Genomic DNA, 17,506 nt, shown 5'->3' on the forward strand with positions numbered 1-17,506 from the left:
CAGCGGGAGCCTCGCCGCGGCCGAGTGGCCGCGCCCGATCTCAGGCGCCCCTGGGGCCTACTCCCGCGTGATCGAGCAGCCGCACCCGCTCTCAAGCCCCGCGGGCGGACGGATCGGCCGGCGACCCCAACCCGGCCGAGCAGCCACGCCCGATCTCAGGCCCCGCGGGCGGACGGGTCGGCTGGCGACCCCAGCCGACCCCAGCGCGCCCCAGCAGCCGCGCCCGACCTCAGGCCCCGCGCGCGTCCCATCGCCCAGAGCGGGTCTCAGTCCTCCGAAGCGGGCTCCGCGCGGACCGGGACCACCAGCACCGCCAAAGCCGGGAACACCGCCGCCACGCAGAACGCCAGCGCGTACCGGCTGTCGCCGATCACCAGGCCCAGCAGCGGCGGGGTCAGCGAGGCCGCGATGTTCTGGCCCGTGTTCTGCGTCCCCATCGCGCGGCCCGACCACGCCAGGCCCGCCAGCTCCGCCGATGCCGTGAAGCCCAGCCCGTTGTCCGCCACCGTGATGATCCCCGCCAAGGCCAGCGCCAGCAGCACCAGCCACAGCCCCGTCGCGTCCCCCACCGCCACCAGCAACATGACCAAGCAGCTCAGCACCGCCAGCTGACGCATCGGCCGCAGCCGGCTGCCGACGCGGTCGGACCACCAGCCCGACCCCAGCCGGCCCGCCGCGCCCAGCACCTGGACCACCGCCAGGAACCAGCCCGCGGACAGGGGGCTCCAGTGCTGCACCGCCACCAGGTACGCCGGCGCGAACGCCGACACCGCGAACTGCGGCACCACCAGCAGCGCGCTCGCGCCGTGGACCCGCCACAGCGTCGCGTGCCGGTACGGCGAAGGCGGCTTCTCCCCCGAAGCCGGCCGCGGCGGCCGGGGCGGGTCCGTCACCAGCCACGCCACCAGCAGCGCGACGACGATCGCCAGCCCGGCCGGCAGCAGCACCGCCGCGCGGAACCCGAAGTGCGCGGCCAGCGGCGGCAGCCCGAGCGCCGCGACGCCCACGCCGAGCGGCTGGGCCGTCTGGCGGATCCCCATCGCCACGCCGCGCTCGGACTTCGCGAACCAGCCCATCACGACGCGACCGCTCGCCGCGTTCACCGAAGCCGTACACGCACCCGCCGCCAAGAACACCCCAAAGAGCAGCCCGACCGGGTGAGTTCCTACCCCGGCGTACACCAGGAGTAACCCCGAAGCCCCCAGTCCGAGGGCCATGATCAGACGCTCTCCGTAACGGTCCGCAGCCGCGCCCCACACGATCAGGGTGAACAGGAGACCGATGCTCGGCGCCGCGACGACCGTGCCGGCCTCCGCCAGCGTCAGCCCCTCCGCCTCGCGCATGGCCGGGACCAGGAACGGGATGCCGTAGAGGAACGAGCAGCTCGCGGTTTGCGCGGCGAGGCCGAGCGCGAGGATGAGCCACCGACGGGAACTTGCGTGCAGCTGCTCGACCGGACCCTTCGCGACCTGCGCCATCGTCCCCACCGTCTCACTATTTGAGAACAACTTCCTATATAGTGAACGATAGTTGGCATGGCTAAGGACCGCAAGCGGCTTGCGGTCCGAAGCGGGCGGGTCAGCTCAGCGCGGCGTACCCGGGCTTGATGACGTCGTCGATCAGCGCGAGCCGGGCGTCGAAATCGATGAACGCGGATTTCATCGCGTTGATCGTGAACCACCGGAAGTCGTCGAGGTCGTACCCGAAGGTCTCGTGCAGAGTAGTGAATTCGCTGGTCATCGTGCATCCGCTCATCAGCCGGTTGTCCGTGTTCACGGTCACCCGGAAGCGCAGCCGCTTGAGCAGGGCGAGCGGGTGCTCGGCGATCGAGCGGACGGTGCCTGTTTGGACGTTCGACGACGGGCAGATCTCCAGCGGGATGCGACGGTCGCGGACGTACGCGGCCAACCGTCCAAGGTGGACCGTGCCGTCCGCGTCGGTCTTGATGTCCTCCACGATCCGCACGCCGTGCCCGAGCCGTTCGGCTCCGCAGTGCTGAATCGCCTCCCAAATGGACGGCAGACCGAACGCTTCTCCCGCGTGAATGGTGAAATGCGCATTGTTCTGGCGCAAATACTCGAAAGCGTCGAGATTGCGGGTCGGCGGGAATCCGTCTTCGGGGCCGGCGATGTCGAACCCGACCACGCCGGCGTCGCGGTAGCGGACGGCCAGGTTCGCGATCTCGAGGGCGCGGGCGTGCTGGCGCATCGCGCAGAGCAACGTCCCGACGCGGATGCTGCCGCCGTTCGCGGCCACGCGGCGAGTGCCCTCCGTGAACCCCGCCTGGACGGCCTCGACCACCGCATCGAGTGACAGACCGCGTTCGACGAACAACTCCGGTGCGTAGCGCACCTCGGCGTAGACGACGCCGTCGGCGGCCAGGTCCTCCACTGCCTCCGCGGCGACCCTGACCAGCGCTTCCTCCGTTTGCATCACTCCGCACGTGTGCGCGAAGGTCTCGAGGTAGGAAACGAGTGAGCCGGAGTCGGCCGCCCGGCGGAACCAGGTGCCCAGCTCGGCCGGGTCGGTGGTGGGCAGACCGGCATAACCGGTGGCGTCGGCGAGCTCGGCGACGGTGGCCGGGCGGAGGCCGCCGTCCAGGTGGTCGTGCAGGAGGACCTTGGGCGCGCGGCGGAGTGTCTCGCTGGTCAGAACAGGGCTTTCGTCAGGCATCCCCCAACGGTAACCTCGTTGTCATTCCCCTACATGGCCGTAAGTCTCAGGCTCGGGCTAACCCTCAGCGTTGACGATCATGTGACGAATCGGCCATCCGGGGGCAGCCTCCGCAATAGGCTCTTCACGGGGGCCATACAGACAGCAATTTTTGCAATCGATAAGCTTCGTGGCACGTCCCTCCATTTCCCCGCCGACGAAGGACACACAGCAGTGACCACTGACAACCACATTGCCGCCCCGTCCTTCGACCGGATGCGCAACATGCTGGTGCGCGCGGCCGAAGTGCGTGAGAGCGAGCAGCAGCAGATCTTCGACGCGCTCGACGACATCTACGCCCGCCTCGCGCCGGTGGACTCGCTGGGCGCGGTCCGCAAGCGGCTCTCCGAGATGCCCGACCGCACCGAGGTCAGCGTCCTGGCCGAGCGCCTCGACGAGACGATGTCGCGCCTCGAGGCCCAGGACAACGCGATCGCCGCGCTGACCCGCGCCGTCGAGAGCATCGTCGACAAGCTCGCCAAGCCCTTCGCGCAGCTCGACGGCCGCCTCGACGGGGTCGCCGCGCGGTTCGAGGGCGTCGCCGGGCGGATGGACGGGCTCGAGGACAAGCTCCAGAACATCCACCGCCGGCTCGACGAGCTGGGCGGCCACCTCGACAAGCAGGACGCGAAGCTCGACTCGCTGCCGCAGTCGGTGCACGGCCCGGTCCGCGAGCGGATCGAGCAGGCCGAGTCGACGCTGCGCGAGCGCGTCGACACCGCCGACCACGAGCTGCGGGCGAAGGTCGACGAGCTGGACCGCTCCACCAAGGAGCGGATCGGCGCGAACACCGAGGCGCTCAAGACGGCGCTGACCGAGACCGGCGAGATGATCGACGCCTCGGACCGCCTGGAGAACCTCGGCAACCGGCTCGAGACGGTCACCACCCGCCTCGACGAGCTGGCCGGCCGCCTCGACAAGGTGGAGGACGGCTTCCTGTCGAGCCTCGGCGACCTCGACGGCGCGGTCAAGAGCGGCCTGGCCAAGGTCGAGGGCACGCTGTCCAAGCAGCCGGACACCGACTCGGTGGACACGTTGGTCCGCAAGAGCAACGACGAGAGCGTCCGCCGCATCGGCGGCCAGCTCGACGAGGCGATGGCGACGTTCGCGGAGCTGATGCTCGGCGGCGGCCCCGCGGTCCAGCAGATCTCCCCGCCCCCGCCGGCCCCGCGCCAGCCGCGTCGCAGCTCGCGCAACGGCCGGGCGCCGAAGGCCGCGGACGTGAAGGGCAAGACGGGCGAAGGCGCCGAAGAAGCCACGGAGTAGGACTCACGCGTGAAGAAGGCCCCTGCCGGGATCCGGCGGGGGCCTTCTTCATACCTTGGATGCCACTCGGGCGGGTGATCGCCGTCGCGACGATCATCACAGCCGAGTCAGCCGCGGATGGTCTCCACGACGATCGGGCCCTGCTCGGGTGCCGACGAAGCGATCGTGAAGCCGCCCTCGAGAGCGGACAGGGCCGCCGGGACCGCGTCCGGGGTGTCCGTGTGCAGCTCCAGCAGCGGGTCGCCCTCCGACACCGCATCGCCGGGCTTGGCCAGGCACAGCACGCCCGCCGCGGCCTGGACCGGATCCTCCTTGCGGGCCCGGCCCGCACCCAGCCGCCACGCCGCGACACCCACCGCGTACGCGTCCAGCGAAGCCAGCACACCCGAAGCCGGAGCAACGACCGTGTGGACGTGCGAAGGCGTCGGCAGCGGCGCCGCCGGGTCACCGCCCTGGGCGGAGATCATCCGGCACCACGTCTCGTACGCCTCGCCCGAAGCCAGCACCGCCGCCGGGTCCACGTCGAGACCGGCGAGGGCCAGCATCTCCCGCGCCAGGGCGAGAGTCAGCTCGACGACGTCCGAAGGGCCGCCACCCTGCAGGACGGAAACCGACTCCGCGACCTCGACCGCGTTGCCGACCGCCCGGCCCAACGGGACGTTCATGTCGGTCAGCAACGCCGTCGTCGGGACGCCGTGGTCGCGGCCGATCGACGTCAGCGTCGACGCCAGCTCACGCGCCTGGGAAAGCGACTTCATGAACGCGCCCGACCCGAACTTCACGTCCAGGACCAGCCCGGACGCCCCTTCGGCGATCTTCTTGCTCATGATCGAGCTGGCGATCAGCGGGATCGACTCCACAGTGGACGTGACGTCCCGCAGCGCGTACAGCTTCTTGTCCGCCGGTGCGAGCCCGGACGTCGCCGCGCAGACCACCGCGCCGACGTCCTCGAGCTGCGCCTGGATTTCCGCGGTGGTCAGCGAAGCGCGCCAGCCCGGGATCGACTCCAGCTTGTCGAGCGTCCCGCCCGTGTGGCCGAGCCCGCGCCCGGACAGCTGCGGCACCGCCGCGCCGCATGCGGCCACCAGCGGCGCCAGCGGCAGCGTGATCTTGTCGCCGACCCCGCCGGTGGAGTGCTTGTCGACCGTCGGCCGGGACACCGAAAGCGACAGCCGCTCCCCCGACTCGATCATCGCGCCGGTCCACCGCGAGATCTCGCCGGAGTCCATGCCCCGCAGGAAGATCGCCATGGCCAGCGCCGACATCTGCTCCTCGGCCACGTCACCGCGGGTGTACGCGTCGACGACCCAGTCGATCTGTTCGTCGGAAAGCGTGCCGCCGTCCCGCTTGGTGCGGATGACGTCGACCGCCGCGAACCCGCTCACGGCAGGTCGTCCGGGCCGAAGGCGTCCGGCAGGACGTCCGACATCGGCAGGATGCCGCTCGGCGTGTCCACCAGGCACGAAGACCCGCCCAGCTCGAACAGGATCTGGCGGCAGCGCCCGCACGGCATCAGCAGGTCACCGGCGCCGCTGCGGCACGCCACCGCGACGAGACGACCCCCGCCGGACAGCCGCAGCTGCCCGGCCATCGTGCACTCCGCGCACAGCCCGAGGCCGTAGGACGCGTTCTCGACGTTGCACCCGGTGACCACGCGGCCGTCGTCGACGATCCCCGCGACCCCGACGTGCAGGCCCGAATAAGGTGCGTACGCATGGGAAGCGGCCTCGATGGCCTGCGCGCGCAGCGCATCCCAGTCCACAGTAGACACTCAGTCCTCACCCCGCCGGTACGGCTGGCCGTCGGCCTTCGGCGGCCGCAGCCGCTGCGAAGCCACCGCCAGCACGATCAGCGTCACGAAGTGCGCGGTGTACGGGATCAGGTCGGACGGCAGCGTGTCGTTCGACCAGTAGATCGCGTACAGCACGCCGGCGCCGACGACACCGAGCCCCGCCGCGATCCACTGGCGGCGGAACAGCTGCACGACGACGATCACGGCGACCAGGATCACCGCGCCGTACAGCAGCGCGAGCACCGCTTCCCCGCCGCCGGCGAGCTGCAGGCCGTCCGCGTAGCCGAACAGCGCCGCGCCGCCGAGCAGGCCGCCCGGCCGCCAGTTGCCGAAGATCATCGCCGCGAGGCCGATGTACCCGCGGCCGTTCGTCTGGTTCTCCAGGTAGTCCGCGCCGCCGCGCAGCAGCACCAGCGACGCGCCACCCATGCCGGCGAACGCGCCCGAGATGATCACGGCCACGTACTTGTGCAGGTAGACGTTGACGCCGAGGGACTCCGCGGCGACCGGGTTCTCGCCGCACGAGCGCAGCCGCAGGCCGAAGCGCGTCTTCCACAGCACCCAGAAGCTCACCGGCACCAGGATGATCGCGATCATCGTCAGCGGCGCCACCTCGGTGACCAGGCCGCGCAGGATGCCGGCGACGTCGGAGATCCCGACGCGCTGCTGCTTCTCCAGATCACCCAGCCAGTCCGAGAGGAACGTCGCCGAGTAGGTGTCGAACTTCGGCACCGGCGGCGACTGCCGCGGGTTGCCGGAGATCGGCGCGAAGATCAGGTTCGCCAGGTACTTCGTGACACCCAGGCCGAGCAGGTTGATCGCGACGCCGGAGACGATGTGGTTGACGTTGAACGTCACCGTCGCCACCGCGTGCAGCAGCCCGCCCAGGGCCCCGAACAGCAGCGCGGCCAGCAGGCCGGACCACACGCCGCCGTAGTACGAACCCCAGGCGGCGCCCCAGGTCCCGAGGATCATCATGCCCTCGAGGCCGATGTTGACCACGCCCGCGCGTTCGGCCCAGAGGCCGCCCAGCGCGCAGAGCAGAATCGGCAGCGCCAGGCGCAACGCCGTCGACGCGGTGTTGGACGACGTCAGCGCGGAGACGCCGGTGGAGTACGACGCCGTCGAGATGACGGCGATGGCGATCACGGCCCAGATCACGCCGCGCAGCCAGCCGGGGACCCGGGACCGCTTGCGGTGCACCGGCATCGTCGTGCCGGCACCCGGTTCCGGCCGGGTGAAGTCGGTGACGGCCATCAGACCGCACCTCCTTCGGCGACCGAAGCGCCCTTGCGGCCGTTGCCGCCGAGTGCGCGGCCCACCTTGCGTTGTTCGGCCGCGAGGTCGGCCCGGCGCACGACTTCGTACGCCACGACGACCGACAGCACGATGATGCCCTGCATGATCGTCGCGATCTCCTTGGACACGTTGATCTGCTCCAGCGACACCGCGGAGGTGTCGAGGAACGCCCACAGCAGCGCGCCGAGCGCGATGCCGCCGGGGTGGTTGCGGCCGAGCAGCGCGACGGCGATGCCGGTGAAGCCGTACATCTGGGTCGCGGTGATGCCGTAGCTGTAGTCGCGGCCGAGCAGCTCCGGCATCGCGACCAACCCGGCGACGCCACCGGAGAGCAGCATGGCGATCAGCGTCATCTTCTTGGCGCTGACGCCGCCCGCGGCCGCGGCGGTGGTGGACTCGCCGGACGCCTTGAGCTCGAAGCCGAACCGCGTGCGGTTGAGCATGAACCAGTACGCGCCGCCGATGAGCGCGGCGATGACGACGAACCCGAACAGCGTGCCCGAGCCGAGCGGGATGCCCGGGATTCGCCCGGACGGCTCGATCACGCGGGTGCCGATGTTGTTGCCGCGCTGCACACCGAACTGGTCGGCGTTGATGAGGAACGCGATGATGCCGGCGACGATCGCGTTCAGCATGATCGTCGAGATGACCTCGCTGACCCCGCGGGTCACCTTGAGGATCGCCGGGACCGCCGCGTAGGCCATGCCCGCCACGACCGCGACCACCAGGATCGCGATGACGTGGATGACCGGCGGCAGCTTCATGGCACCGCCGGCGATGGCGGCGACGACGGCGGCGAAGCGGTACTGGCCTTCGACACCGATGTTGAAGAGGTTCATCTGGAAGCCGATGGCCACCGCGAGCCCGGACAGGTAGTAGACGGTCGCCAGGTTCACCGTGTCGACCGCGGTGGAACCCTTGAACATCTGGCCGATCATCGTGCCGTACGCCTGCAGCGGGTCGGCCCCGGAGATGATCAGCGCGATAGCCGACAGCAGCACGGCGAAGACGATCGCCAGCAGCGGCGGCAGCAGTTTCGTGCGCCAGGAGGTCATTCTTCGTCACCCTCTCCGGCGCCGGTCATCGCCGAACCCAGTTCCTGCGGCGTCACGGTGGCGGGGTCGGCCTCGCTGACGAGGCGCCCGCGCAGCATGACCCGGATCGTGTCGGACAGGCCGATCAGCTCGTCGAGGTCGGCGGAGATCAGCAGCACGGCGAGACCGGCCGCCCGGGCCTGGCGGATCTGCTCCCAGATCAGGGCCTGCGCGCCGACGTCGACACCGCGGGTCGGGTGCGACGCGATGAGCAGCACCGGGTCGCCGGACAGCTCCCGCCCGACGATCAGCTTCTGCTGGTTGCCGCCCGAAAGCGCCGCCGCGGGGACGTCGATGCCGGGCGTGCGGACGTCGTACTCGCGCACGATCCGCTCGGTGTCGGCGCGGGCGCCGGCGATGTCGAGCAGCTGGCCCTTGGAGACCGGCTCGCGGGTCTGGTAACCGAGGATCCGGTTGACCCACAACGGTTGCGTGAGCAACAGGCTGTGCCGCGTGCGGTCCTCGGCGATGTAGCCGATGCCGGCCTCGCGGCGCGCCAGCGTGCCCGCCTTGGTCAGGTCGCGCGCCTTGCCCTCGGCGTCGACCAGTTCGATCGTGCCGCCGGACGGCTTGCGCATGCCCATGATCGTCTCGACGAGCTCGGTCTGGCCGTTGCCCTCGACGCCGGCGACGCCGAGCACCTCGCCCGCGTGCACGGTGAAGGAGACGTCGTCGAGCGCGTTGCGGTCCGAGCCTTCGGCGCCGAGCGTCAGGCCGGTCAGCCGCAGCACGTCCCGGTCGGTGACCGTGGACTCGCGGGTCTCCGGGCTGGGCAGCTCCGAGCCGACCATCATCTCGGCGAGCTGGCGCGAGGTGATGGTCTTCGGGTCCGCCGTGCCGACGGTGGTGCCGCGCCGGATGACCGTGACGGTGTCGGCGATCGCGCGGACCTCGTCGAGCTTGTGCGAGATGAAGAGGAAGGTGTAGCCGTCGGCCTTCATCTCCCGGACGGTCGCGAACAGCGCGTCGACCTCCTGCGGCACGAGGACCGCGGTCGGCTCGTCCAGGATGATGATCTTCGCCCCGCGGTAGAGCACCTTGACGATCTCGACGCGCTGGCGGTCGGCGACGCCCAGTTCTTCGAGCAGCGTGTCGGGCTTGGCGTGCAGCCCGGTCCGCTCGGCGAGCTCGGCCAGCCGGGCGCGGGCCGCGCGGCCGATGCCGTGCAGGGCCTCGGCGCCGAGGAACACGTTCTCGCCGACCGTGAGGTTGTCGGCCAGCATGAAGTGCTGGTGCACCATGCCGATGCCGGCGCGGATGGCGTCCTGCGGGTTGCGCAGCTTCACCTCTTCGCCGTTGATCGCGATCGCGCCCTCGTCCGGCGGCTGCATGCCGTAGAGGATCTTCATCAGGGTGGACTTGCCGGCGCCGTTTTCGCCACAGATGGCGTGCACCTCGCCCGCGGCGACGGTGAGGTTGACGTCGGAGTTGGCCACCACACCCGGGAACCGTTTGGTGATCCCGGTCAGCTGGACGGCGGGGGCGCCCCGGTCGGGGACGGCCTCGGCCGGGGCCTCGGCTGTGCTCATGGGCGGGAGGATTCCATATCTCTGGAACGCGTGAGGGGCCCGGAGGGAAATCCCTCCGAGCCCCGGACGCGTTGTGAGTTACTTCTGCGGCTTGTCCGAAACGGAGATCGCGCCCGAGATGATCTGGGCCTTGTACCCGTCGAGGACGTCCTTGATGTCGTCGACCTTGCCGCCGGAGGTGGCGTAGCCGACGCCGTCGACCTTGAGGTCGAACCGCTTCGGCAGCACGCTCAGGTCACCCTTGGCGACGGCCTGGATGTAGTCGAACACCGCGACGTCGACGCGCTTGAGCATGGACGTGATGATGACGTCCTTGTCGGCGGCGACGGTCTTCTGGTTGTACTGGTCGGAGTCGACGCCGATGGCCAGCGCGTTGCCCGCCTTGGCGGCGTCGAAGACACCCTTACCCGAGGCGCCGGCGGCGTGGTAGATGACGTCCGCGCCCTTGGCGATCTCGGCCGCGGCCTTGGCGTTGCCCTTCGGCGGGTCCTGGAACCCGGAGAAGTCGCCGGCCGGGGTCAGGTACTCGTCCTCGATCTTGATCTTGGACGAAACCGTCTTCGCGCCCTGCAGGAAGCCCGCCTCGAACTTCTGGATCAGCGGGGTGTTGACGCCGCCGACGAAGCCGACGTGGCAGCTCTTGCTCTTGTACGCGGCGGCGACGCCGGCCAGGAACGAGCCCTGCTCCTCGGCGAAGACCAGCGGCGTCACGTTCGGGAGCGTGATCGAGTCGTCGTCGACGATCGCGAACTTGGTGTTCGGGTACTTGGCCGCGACGGCCTTGACGGAATCGGCGTAGGCGAAGCCGACCGCGACGATCGGGTTCAGGCCCTGCGAAGCCATCTGGTCGAGGCGCTGCTGCTTGGCCGACTCGGCCTCGCTCGCGGACGCGGTGCTTTCGCTGACCGTCGTCACGCCGAGGTCGGACTTCGCCTTGTCGGTGCCCGCGGCGGCGGCGTCGTTGAACGACGCGTCACCCCGGCCGCCGACGTCGAAGGCCAGGCCGATCTTCAGCTTGCTGCCGTCCACCTTGCCACCGGCCGCGGCCGTGCTGCTCGACGCCGCGGGGGCCGCGGGCGGCTTCTGCGCGGTGACGCAGTCCGAGCCGCCACCCGACGAAGCCGCGGTGTTGTTCGAGCTGTTACCACCGCCGGAGTCCTTGGCGCACCCGGCCAGGGTGAGCACCCCGGCCATGGCCACGGCGGCCAGCGCGGTTCCACGCATGCGACGCAACGTGTTTCTCCCTCCCCGCTGATCCAGCGGACGATCAGGGCACGACCCGGCCCACTGCCGGGTCGACCGCCAGACCGTACCCAACGGACAGGAATGCGCCATAGGAACGGCACGCTACGTAACACAAACGTTTACTCAGGAGTCTTACGCGCGACGAACTGGACACCGAACGTGATCATGAGGACCCGTTCGGCGCTACTTTCGTCGGGCGGCCGCGCCCTGGGACGGCCTAAATGCCAATTTGTGTCACTCAGTGTGCCGAGCTGACCGAAGGTTGGGCCAGCCCGGTCACTCTGTGAGATGACAGCGGTTCAGGCGCAGGTGAGCCGGGCGGCGGACGGTGCTTGACGGTTTGCGCGGCCGCACCGGGCGACCGGCGGCCCGAGAAAGCGTGACAACCCGTGTCGAGTGGCGAATCCGGGCTGAGCGGCGGACCCGGCCTGCCGGGCAGACCGGGTCGCGCTCCCCGCTCCGGCGCCGGAAGCCGGTCCCCCGGCCGACCGGATCGCGCCACCGAGCCGGAGCGGGCACTCACGCGCAGGTGAGCCGGGCGGCGGCCCAGTCGGCGCGGTCGTAGGAGTTGCCGTCGCCGCCGTCGGTGACGACCAGCCGCAGGTACTGGGCGCCGTGCAGGTCCGCGCTCAGGGACAACGCCGGGTCCTGCCAGGTCCGCAGGCCCGTCGAGGCCGCCTTCGTGGCGTCGGCGTAGACCTCGAACGTCGTCGAGCCCTGCTTGTTCGTCGCCTCGCGTTCGTCGTCGACGCCGACGTCCGCGGTGAACGCCGTGCAGCGCCCGCCCAGGTAGAAGACGACTTCGCTGGGTGCGTGCGCGCCGAGGCCCTTCGGGTAGACGACCCCGTTGATCGTCAACGGCTTGCCGTCGCCGGCCGGGATCCCGCCGTTGGACATGTCCCGCTCGACCGGGCCGTAGCCGTTCTTCTCGGCCGCCCAGCGCAGGTCGCTCGCCCAGGCCGGCGCGGCCGGCGGCGCCACCGGCACGGTCAGCGCCTGTTCGCCGGCCCAGCTCCGCTGCCCGAAGCCGAGCGCCCGGTAGGTGACGTCGCCGCGCAGGACCGCTGTCGTGCCTTCGGTGCCGGACGGCGGGGTCACGCGCCAGCGCCCGGCGGCGGTGTCGCCGGTGCCCAGCACGAACTCCCGCGGCCGGGCCAGTTGCTCGACCCGCCAGCCGGCGGGCGCGGTGAGCGTGACGCGCGGGTCGAACACCGGGACGCGGGCCTCGTCGGTCGCGGACACCGTCACCTCGAAGGGTTTCCCGGCGGGCGTGATCTCCCCCGGGACGCCGGGGACGGGCGCGGCCAGCTCGAGGCCGGTGCTGACCAGCGGTTCGGCACGCAGCCACGCGCCACCCGCGTGGACCCGGTAGACCACGGTCGCGTGCGGCGGGACGACCGCGGAGAGCCGTCCCGCGGTCTGGAGGTCGCGGCGGCCCCAGAGGTCGCGCGCGGTGTAGCCGGCGGCCTTCGGGAGGCCGGCGGCCGCGGCGGTGGTGCCGATCGCGGCGCTCGACGTCGTCTCGTTGAAGAGGGCGACCGCGACGTCGCCGTTGGCGAGGGGCTTGGCGAAGACCCAGTGACCGTCCTGGTTGGACAGCACGCGCGCCTGGACCCCGAGCGGGTCCTGGTCGAGCGCGATGACCTCGGTGTTGCGCAGGACGTCGAAGTTCGCCGGCGACACCTTGCGCAGGTCGGCGCCGATGAGCAGCGGCGCGGCCATCATCGCCCACAGCGAGAAGTGCGACTTGTACTCGTCGGTCGTCATGCCGCCGTTGCCGACCTCGAGCATGTCGGGATCGTTCCAGTGGCCGGGCCCGGCGTACGGCGCGAGCGGCGCGTTCGCCTTGAGGATCTGGAGCATCTTGGCCCAGTTGTCCTTGATGTCGCCGGTGGTCCGCCACAGGTGCCCGACGTCCGCGCCCCACGTCCACGGCTTGTTCTCGCCCCACTCGCAGAGCGAGTACACGATCGGGCGACCGGTCTTCTTCAGCGCGTCACGCATCTTCGTGTAGCGCTCGAGCGCGGGACGGCCCTGGTTGTTGCAGTTGTCGTACTTGAGGTAGTCGACACCCCAGTCCGCGAACGTCTGCGCGTCGACGTCTTCGTGGTCCAACGCGCCGGGCTGGGTCTTCGCGCAGGTCAGCGTGCCCGCGCTGGTGTAGATGCCGAACTTGAGGCCCTTCGAGTGGACGTAGTCGGCGAGCGCCTTGATGCCGCTGGGGAAGCGCGCCTTGTTCGCCTGCATGCGTCCTTCGGCGTCCCGCGCCGGCTCGGCCCAGCAGTCGTCGACATTTACATACTGGTAACCGGCGGCCTTGAGTCCTTTGTCGACGAAGAGGTCGGCGGTGTCGCGGATGAGCTGCTCGTCGACGGCGCACCCGGTGGTGTTCCAGTTGTTGAAGCCCATCGGCGGCGTCATCGCCAGTCCGTCCGGCAGCGCTTGCGCGGGAGTGACCGCCACCACGGGCAGCAGTGCCGCGACGGCGATCACCAGGCCGAGTCGTCTCACCAGAACGTCACCCCATCGTGAAAGGTCCGATGTCTGTGCGAGCGACAGTAAGAACAGCACACAAGTTGGTCAATGACTGACGGACTTCGCCAGCCTTTTGGCGTAGTGCATCAGATATGAGATTTCGCAGAGGTCTGACCTACGGCGTTTCCGGTGATCGGGACCTCCGCGCGGCCGAGTGCGCTGCGCCACACCACCGGGTGGCGGTGCGCCGGTACCGGTGTCTGGTCCATCACAGACAGGAACCCGGAGGTGAGCCGGGTGCCGGGTGCGGGTCTAGCATCCGATTCATCCAGGCTCGATGACGTTGATCTCGGCACTGCCGCCGCTTCACGGCGACTGCGGACCTCACGGCCACCGGGCACATAGTCAGACGTTGGAGGCCGTTCACCGATGTCCACCACGGCGAGCACTGCCCCCGAGGCAGGCGCGAGCGATCGGGCGGGTGCCTCACGCCGGCAGGGGACCTTCTACCGGGGTGACCCCGGCATGTGGTCCTGGGTGCTGCACCGCATCACCGGCGTGCTCACATTCTTCTTCCTGTTCGTCCACGTGCTCGACACCGCGCTGGTGCGCGTGTCGCCGAACACCTACGACCAGGTCATCGAGACCTACAAGACGCCGATCGTGAACCTCCTGGAGGTCGGCCTCGTCGGCGCGGTGCTGTTCCACGCCCTCAACGGCATCCGCGTCATGCTGGTCGACTTCTGGTCGAAGGGCCCGAAGCTGCAGAAGGCGATGCTGTGGGTCATCGGCGTGGTCTGGGTCGTCGTGATGGTCCCCGGTGCGTTCTTCATGCTGAAGCGCACCGTCGAAACGCTCTTCGGGGGTAACTGACATGGCCGACCTCGCCCTCGCGAACCCCCGCGCGCCGAAGCGCCCCGCCGCCCGCCGGAGCAACTTCGAGCTCTACAGCTGGCTGTTCATGCGGATCTCCGGCCTCGCGCTGATCATCCTGGTGCTCGGGCACCTGCTGATCATGAACATCCTCGACGGCGGCGTGCACCGGATCAACTGGGGCTTCGTCGCCGGCCGCTGGGCCTCGCCGTTCTGGCAGTTCTGGGACCTGGCCATGCTCTGGCTCGCCGAGATCCACGGCGGCAACGGCCTGCGCACCATCATCGACGACTACGCGCGCAAGGACAGCACGCGGTTCTGGCTGAAGATCCTGCTCTACGTCTCGATGGCGCTGATCCTGGCCGTCGGCACGATGGTGATCTTCACGTTCGACCCGAACATGCCCGCGAACTGACAACTGCGTCGAACTCGGAGACTTTTTCATGCAGTTCCACAAGTACGACGTGGTGATCGTCGGCGCCGGTGGCGCCGGCATGCGCGCGGCCATCGAGTCCGGCCAGCGCGCCCGCACCGCGGTCCTCACCAAGCTCTACCCGACCCGCTCCCACACCGGCGCGGCCCAGGGCGGCATGTGCGCCGCGCTGGCGAACGTCGAAGAGGACAACTGGGAGTGGCACACCTTCGACACGGTCAAGGGCGGCGACTACCTCGTCGACCAGGACGCCGCGGAGATCATGGCCAAGGAGGCCATCGACGCGGTGCTCGACCTCGAGAAGATGGGCCTGCCGTTCAACCGGACGCCCGAAGGCAAGATCGACCAGCGCCGCTTCGGCGGGCACACGCGTGACCACGGCAAGGCCGCGGTGCGCCGCGCCTGCTACGCCGCGGACCGCACCGGCCACATGATCCTGCAGACGCTGTACCAGAACTGCGTCAAGTACGGCACGGAGTTCTTCAACGAGTTCTACGTGCTCGACCTGGTCCTGTCCGAGGACGAGGACGGCAACCCGGTCGCCTCCGGCGTCGTCGCCTACGAGCTGGCCACCGGCGAGCTGCACGTCTTCCAGGCGAAGTCGATCGTGTTCGCCACCGGCGGCGCGGGCAAGATCTTCAAGACGACGTCGAACGCGCACACCCTCACCGGTGACGGCCTCGGCATCATCTTCCGCAAGGGCCTGCCGCTGGAGGACATGGAGTTCTTCCAGTTCCACCCGACCGGCCTCGCGGGCCTGGGCATCCTGATCTCCGAAGCCGTCCGCGGCGAGGGCGGGATCCTGCGCAACGCCGACGGCGAGCGGTTCATGGAGCGCTACGCCCCCACCATCAAGGACCTCGCGCCGCGCGACATCGTGGCGCGCTCGATGGTGCAGGAAGTGCTGCAGGGCCGCGGGTGCGGCCCGAACAAGGACTACGTCGTCCTCGACGTCACGCACCTGCCGGTCGAGGTCCTCGAGACCAAGCTGCCGGACATCACCGAGTTCTCCCGCACCTACCTGGGCGTCGACCCGGTGAAGGAGCCGGTGCCGGTGTTCCCGACCTGCCACTACGTGATGGGCGGGATCCCGACCAACGTGCACGGCGAAGCGTTGCGGGACAACGAGAACGTCATCCCCGGCCTGTACGCGGCGGGCGAGGTCGCGTGCGTGTCCGTGCACGGCTCGAACCGCCTGGGCACGAACTCGCTGCTCGACATCAACGTGTTCGGCCGCCGCGCCGGCATCGCGGCCGCCGAGTACGCGCTGGCGCACGAGCACGTCGAGCTGCCGGAGAACCCGACCAAGCTGGTCGAGGAGCAGCTGGCGGGCCTGCTGTCGGAGCACGGCGACGAGCGCGTCGCCGACATCCGCAAGGAAATGCAGCAGACGATGGACTCGCACGCATCGGTGTATCGGACCGAGGACACGCTGAAGCAGGCGCTGACCGACGTCCAGGCGCTGAAGGCGCGTTACCAGCGGATCACCGTGGCGGACAAGGGCAAGCGGTACAACACCGACCTGCTCGAGGCCGTCGAGCTGGGCTTCCTGCTCGAGCTGGCCGAGGTGCTCGTGGTGGGCGCGCTGGCGCGCAAGGAGTCCCGCGGCGGCCACGCCCGCGAGGACTACCCGACCCGCGACGACACGAACTTCATGCGGCACACCATGGCCTACAAGCAGGGCTCGGGTCTGTCGTCCGACATCCGGCTGGACTACAAGCCGGTCACCTTCACCCGCTACGAGCCGATGGAGCGGAAGTACTGATGACTAGCGTTGCTGAAGCTCCTGCCTCTTCCGCTTCGGACGAGCACACGCCCATCACGGTCACGCTGAAGATCCTCCGGTTCAACCCGGAGGTGGACTCGGAGCCGCACTGGGAGTCCTACGACGTCCCGGCGCAGCGCACCGACCGGCTGCTGAACCTGCTGTTCTACGTGAAGGACTACATCGACGGGACGTTCTCGTTCCGCCGCTCGTGCGCCCACGGCGTGTGCGGGTCCGACGCCATGCAGATCAACGGCATCAACCGCCTGGCGTGCAAGGTCCTGATGAAGGACCTGCTGGAGAAGGACGGCAAGAAGACCACGATCACGATCGCCCCGATCAAGGGCCTGACGACGTTGAAGGACCTCTACGTCGACATGGACCCGTTCTTCGAGGCATACCGCGCGATCAAGCCATACCTGATCACGTACGGCAACGAGCCGACGCGCGAGCGCATCCAGTCCCAGGCGGACCGCGACCGCTTCGACGACACGACGAAGTGCATCCTGTGCGCATGCTGCACGTCGTCGTGCCCGGTGTACTGGAACGACGGGTCGTACTTCGGCCCGGCGGCGATCGTGAACGCCCACCGCTTCATCTTCGACTCCCGGGACGAAGGGGCCGAGGAGCGGTTGGACATCCTGAACGACGGTGAAGGCGTGTGGCGCTGCCGCACAACGTTCAACTGCACGGACGCCTGCCCCCGCGGGATCCAGGTGACGAAGGCGATCCAGGAAGTGAAGCGAGCGCTGCTCTTCAAGCGCGTCTGAGTTTTCAGCAACATCCGAAAGGGGCCCTCCGGCAGAAGTTGCCGGAGGGCCCTTTCGTGCTGCGCGAGTACGCAACAGGCGGCCGGCAAGGCAAGAAGACCACGACGTCACCAGACCTCCCCCGCCCCTCATCCCAGCCGTCAGTTCAGTCGGGGGGGGGGGGTGGTGGGTGGGGCGGTGGCGCCCCGGAAAACACAACCACCCCGCCGCAAAACACCCCCCAGCCGGGGGGGGGGGGGGGGCGCCGGACGCC

14 protein-coding genes are annotated in these 17,506 nt (G+C 69.6%); 5 read left to right on the forward strand and 9 right to left on the reverse strand.

Annotation, left to right across the window (positions count from 1 at the left end; genetic code table 11):
• Window positions 1-266 precede the first annotated feature (266 nt).
• Window positions 267-1,478, reverse strand: coding sequence for an MFS transporter (locus ACIRSS_RS29305; RefSeq protein WP_400900455.1), 1,212 nt, complete (start codon window positions 1,476-1,478; stop codon window positions 267-269).
• A gap of 100 nt (window positions 1,479-1,578) precedes the next feature.
• Window positions 1,579-2,673, reverse strand: coding sequence for an adenosine deaminase (locus tag ACIRSS_RS29310; RefSeq protein WP_400900456.1), 1,095 nt, complete (start codon window positions 2,671-2,673; stop codon window positions 1,579-1,581).
• Window positions 2,674-2,886: 213 nt separating this feature from the next.
• On the opposite strand from ACIRSS_RS29310, the gene ACIRSS_RS29315 reads away from it, so the two are divergent.
• Window positions 2,887-3,978, forward strand: a complete 1,092-nt coding sequence (locus ACIRSS_RS29315) for a PA containing protein (RefSeq protein WP_400900458.1) — start codon at window positions 2,887-2,889, stop codon at window positions 3,976-3,978.
• 107 nt (window positions 3,979-4,085) lie between these two features.
• On the opposite strand, the gene ACIRSS_RS29320 is transcribed toward ACIRSS_RS29315, so the two are convergent.
• The 7 genes from ACIRSS_RS29320 to ACIRSS_RS29350 all read right to left on the reverse strand — a co-directional run bounded on the left by ACIRSS_RS29320 (window position 4,086) and on the right by ACIRSS_RS29350 (window position 13,448).
• On the reverse strand, window positions 4,086-5,363 hold the full coding sequence (locus ACIRSS_RS29320; protein WP_400900460.1) for a thymidine phosphorylase: 1,278 nt from the start codon (window positions 5,361-5,363) through the stop codon (window positions 4,086-4,088).
• Window positions 5,360-5,749 (reverse strand): cytidine deaminase, encoded by a 390-nt coding sequence (locus tag ACIRSS_RS29325; RefSeq protein WP_086839697.1) that lies wholly within the window; start codon window positions 5,747-5,749, stop codon window positions 5,360-5,362. Before ACIRSS_RS29325 ends, ACIRSS_RS29320 begins: the two co-directional genes overlap by 4 nt.
• Complete coding sequence (locus ACIRSS_RS29330) at window positions 5,750-7,027, reverse strand: ABC transporter permease (RefSeq protein WP_400900462.1); 1,278 nt, start codon at window positions 7,025-7,027, stop codon at window positions 5,750-5,752.
• Entirely contained in the window at window positions 7,027-8,124 is a 1,098-nt protein-coding gene (locus tag ACIRSS_RS29335; protein WP_400900464.1) for an ABC transporter permease, read from the reverse strand. The genes ACIRSS_RS29330 and ACIRSS_RS29335 overlap by 1 nt, the downstream gene beginning before the upstream one ends.
• On the reverse strand, window positions 8,121-9,692 hold the full coding sequence (locus ACIRSS_RS29340) for an ABC transporter ATP-binding protein (RefSeq protein WP_400900466.1): 1,572 nt from the start codon (window positions 9,690-9,692) through the stop codon (window positions 8,121-8,123). Before ACIRSS_RS29340 ends, ACIRSS_RS29335 begins: the two co-directional genes overlap by 4 nt.
• Window positions 9,693-9,770: 78 nt before the next feature.
• On the reverse strand, window positions 9,771-10,916 hold the full coding sequence (locus tag ACIRSS_RS29345; protein WP_400900468.1) for a BMP family protein: 1,146 nt from the start codon (window positions 10,914-10,916) through the stop codon (window positions 9,771-9,773).
• 540 nt (window positions 10,917-11,456) lie between these two features.
• Complete coding sequence (locus tag ACIRSS_RS29350; protein ID WP_400900470.1) at window positions 11,457-13,448, reverse strand: NPCBM/NEW2 domain-containing protein; 1,992 nt, start codon at window positions 13,446-13,448, stop codon at window positions 11,457-11,459.
• A gap of 393 nt (window positions 13,449-13,841) precedes the next feature.
• Here ACIRSS_RS29350 and sdhC point away from each other — a divergent pair, with 393 nt between their 5' ends.
• Genes sdhC through ACIRSS_RS29370 form a run of 4 tightly spaced genes read left to right on the forward strand, consistent with a single transcriptional unit; the run spans window position 13,842 to window position 17,253 of the window.
• Complete coding sequence (sdhC, locus tag ACIRSS_RS29355; RefSeq protein WP_285456018.1) at window positions 13,842-14,285, forward strand: succinate dehydrogenase, cytochrome b556 subunit; 444 nt, start codon at window positions 13,842-13,844, stop codon at window positions 14,283-14,285.
• A 1-nt stretch (window position 14,286) separates the two neighbouring features.
• The gene (locus ACIRSS_RS29360) at window positions 14,287-14,700 is read left to right on the forward strand and encodes a succinate dehydrogenase hydrophobic membrane anchor subunit (protein ID WP_155549007.1); all 414 of its coding nucleotides are present in this window, start codon (window positions 14,287-14,289) and stop codon (window positions 14,698-14,700) included.
• A 28-nt stretch (window positions 14,701-14,728) separates the two neighbouring features.
• Complete coding sequence (gene sdhA, locus ACIRSS_RS29365; protein ID WP_400900472.1) at window positions 14,729-16,483, forward strand: succinate dehydrogenase flavoprotein subunit; 1,755 nt, start codon at window positions 14,729-14,731, stop codon at window positions 16,481-16,483.
• Window positions 16,483-17,253 (forward strand): succinate dehydrogenase iron-sulfur subunit, encoded by a 771-nt coding sequence (locus ACIRSS_RS29370; protein WP_400900474.1) that lies wholly within the window; start codon window positions 16,483-16,485, stop codon window positions 17,251-17,253. The genes sdhA and ACIRSS_RS29370 overlap by 1 nt, the downstream gene beginning before the upstream one ends.
• Window positions 17,254-17,506 lie beyond the last annotated feature (253 nt).

Origin of the sequence: Amycolatopsis sp. NPDC101161 (assembly GCF_044768185.1) — a bacterium.
Lineage (GTDB): Bacteria > Actinomycetota > Actinomycetes > Mycobacteriales > Pseudonocardiaceae > Amycolatopsis.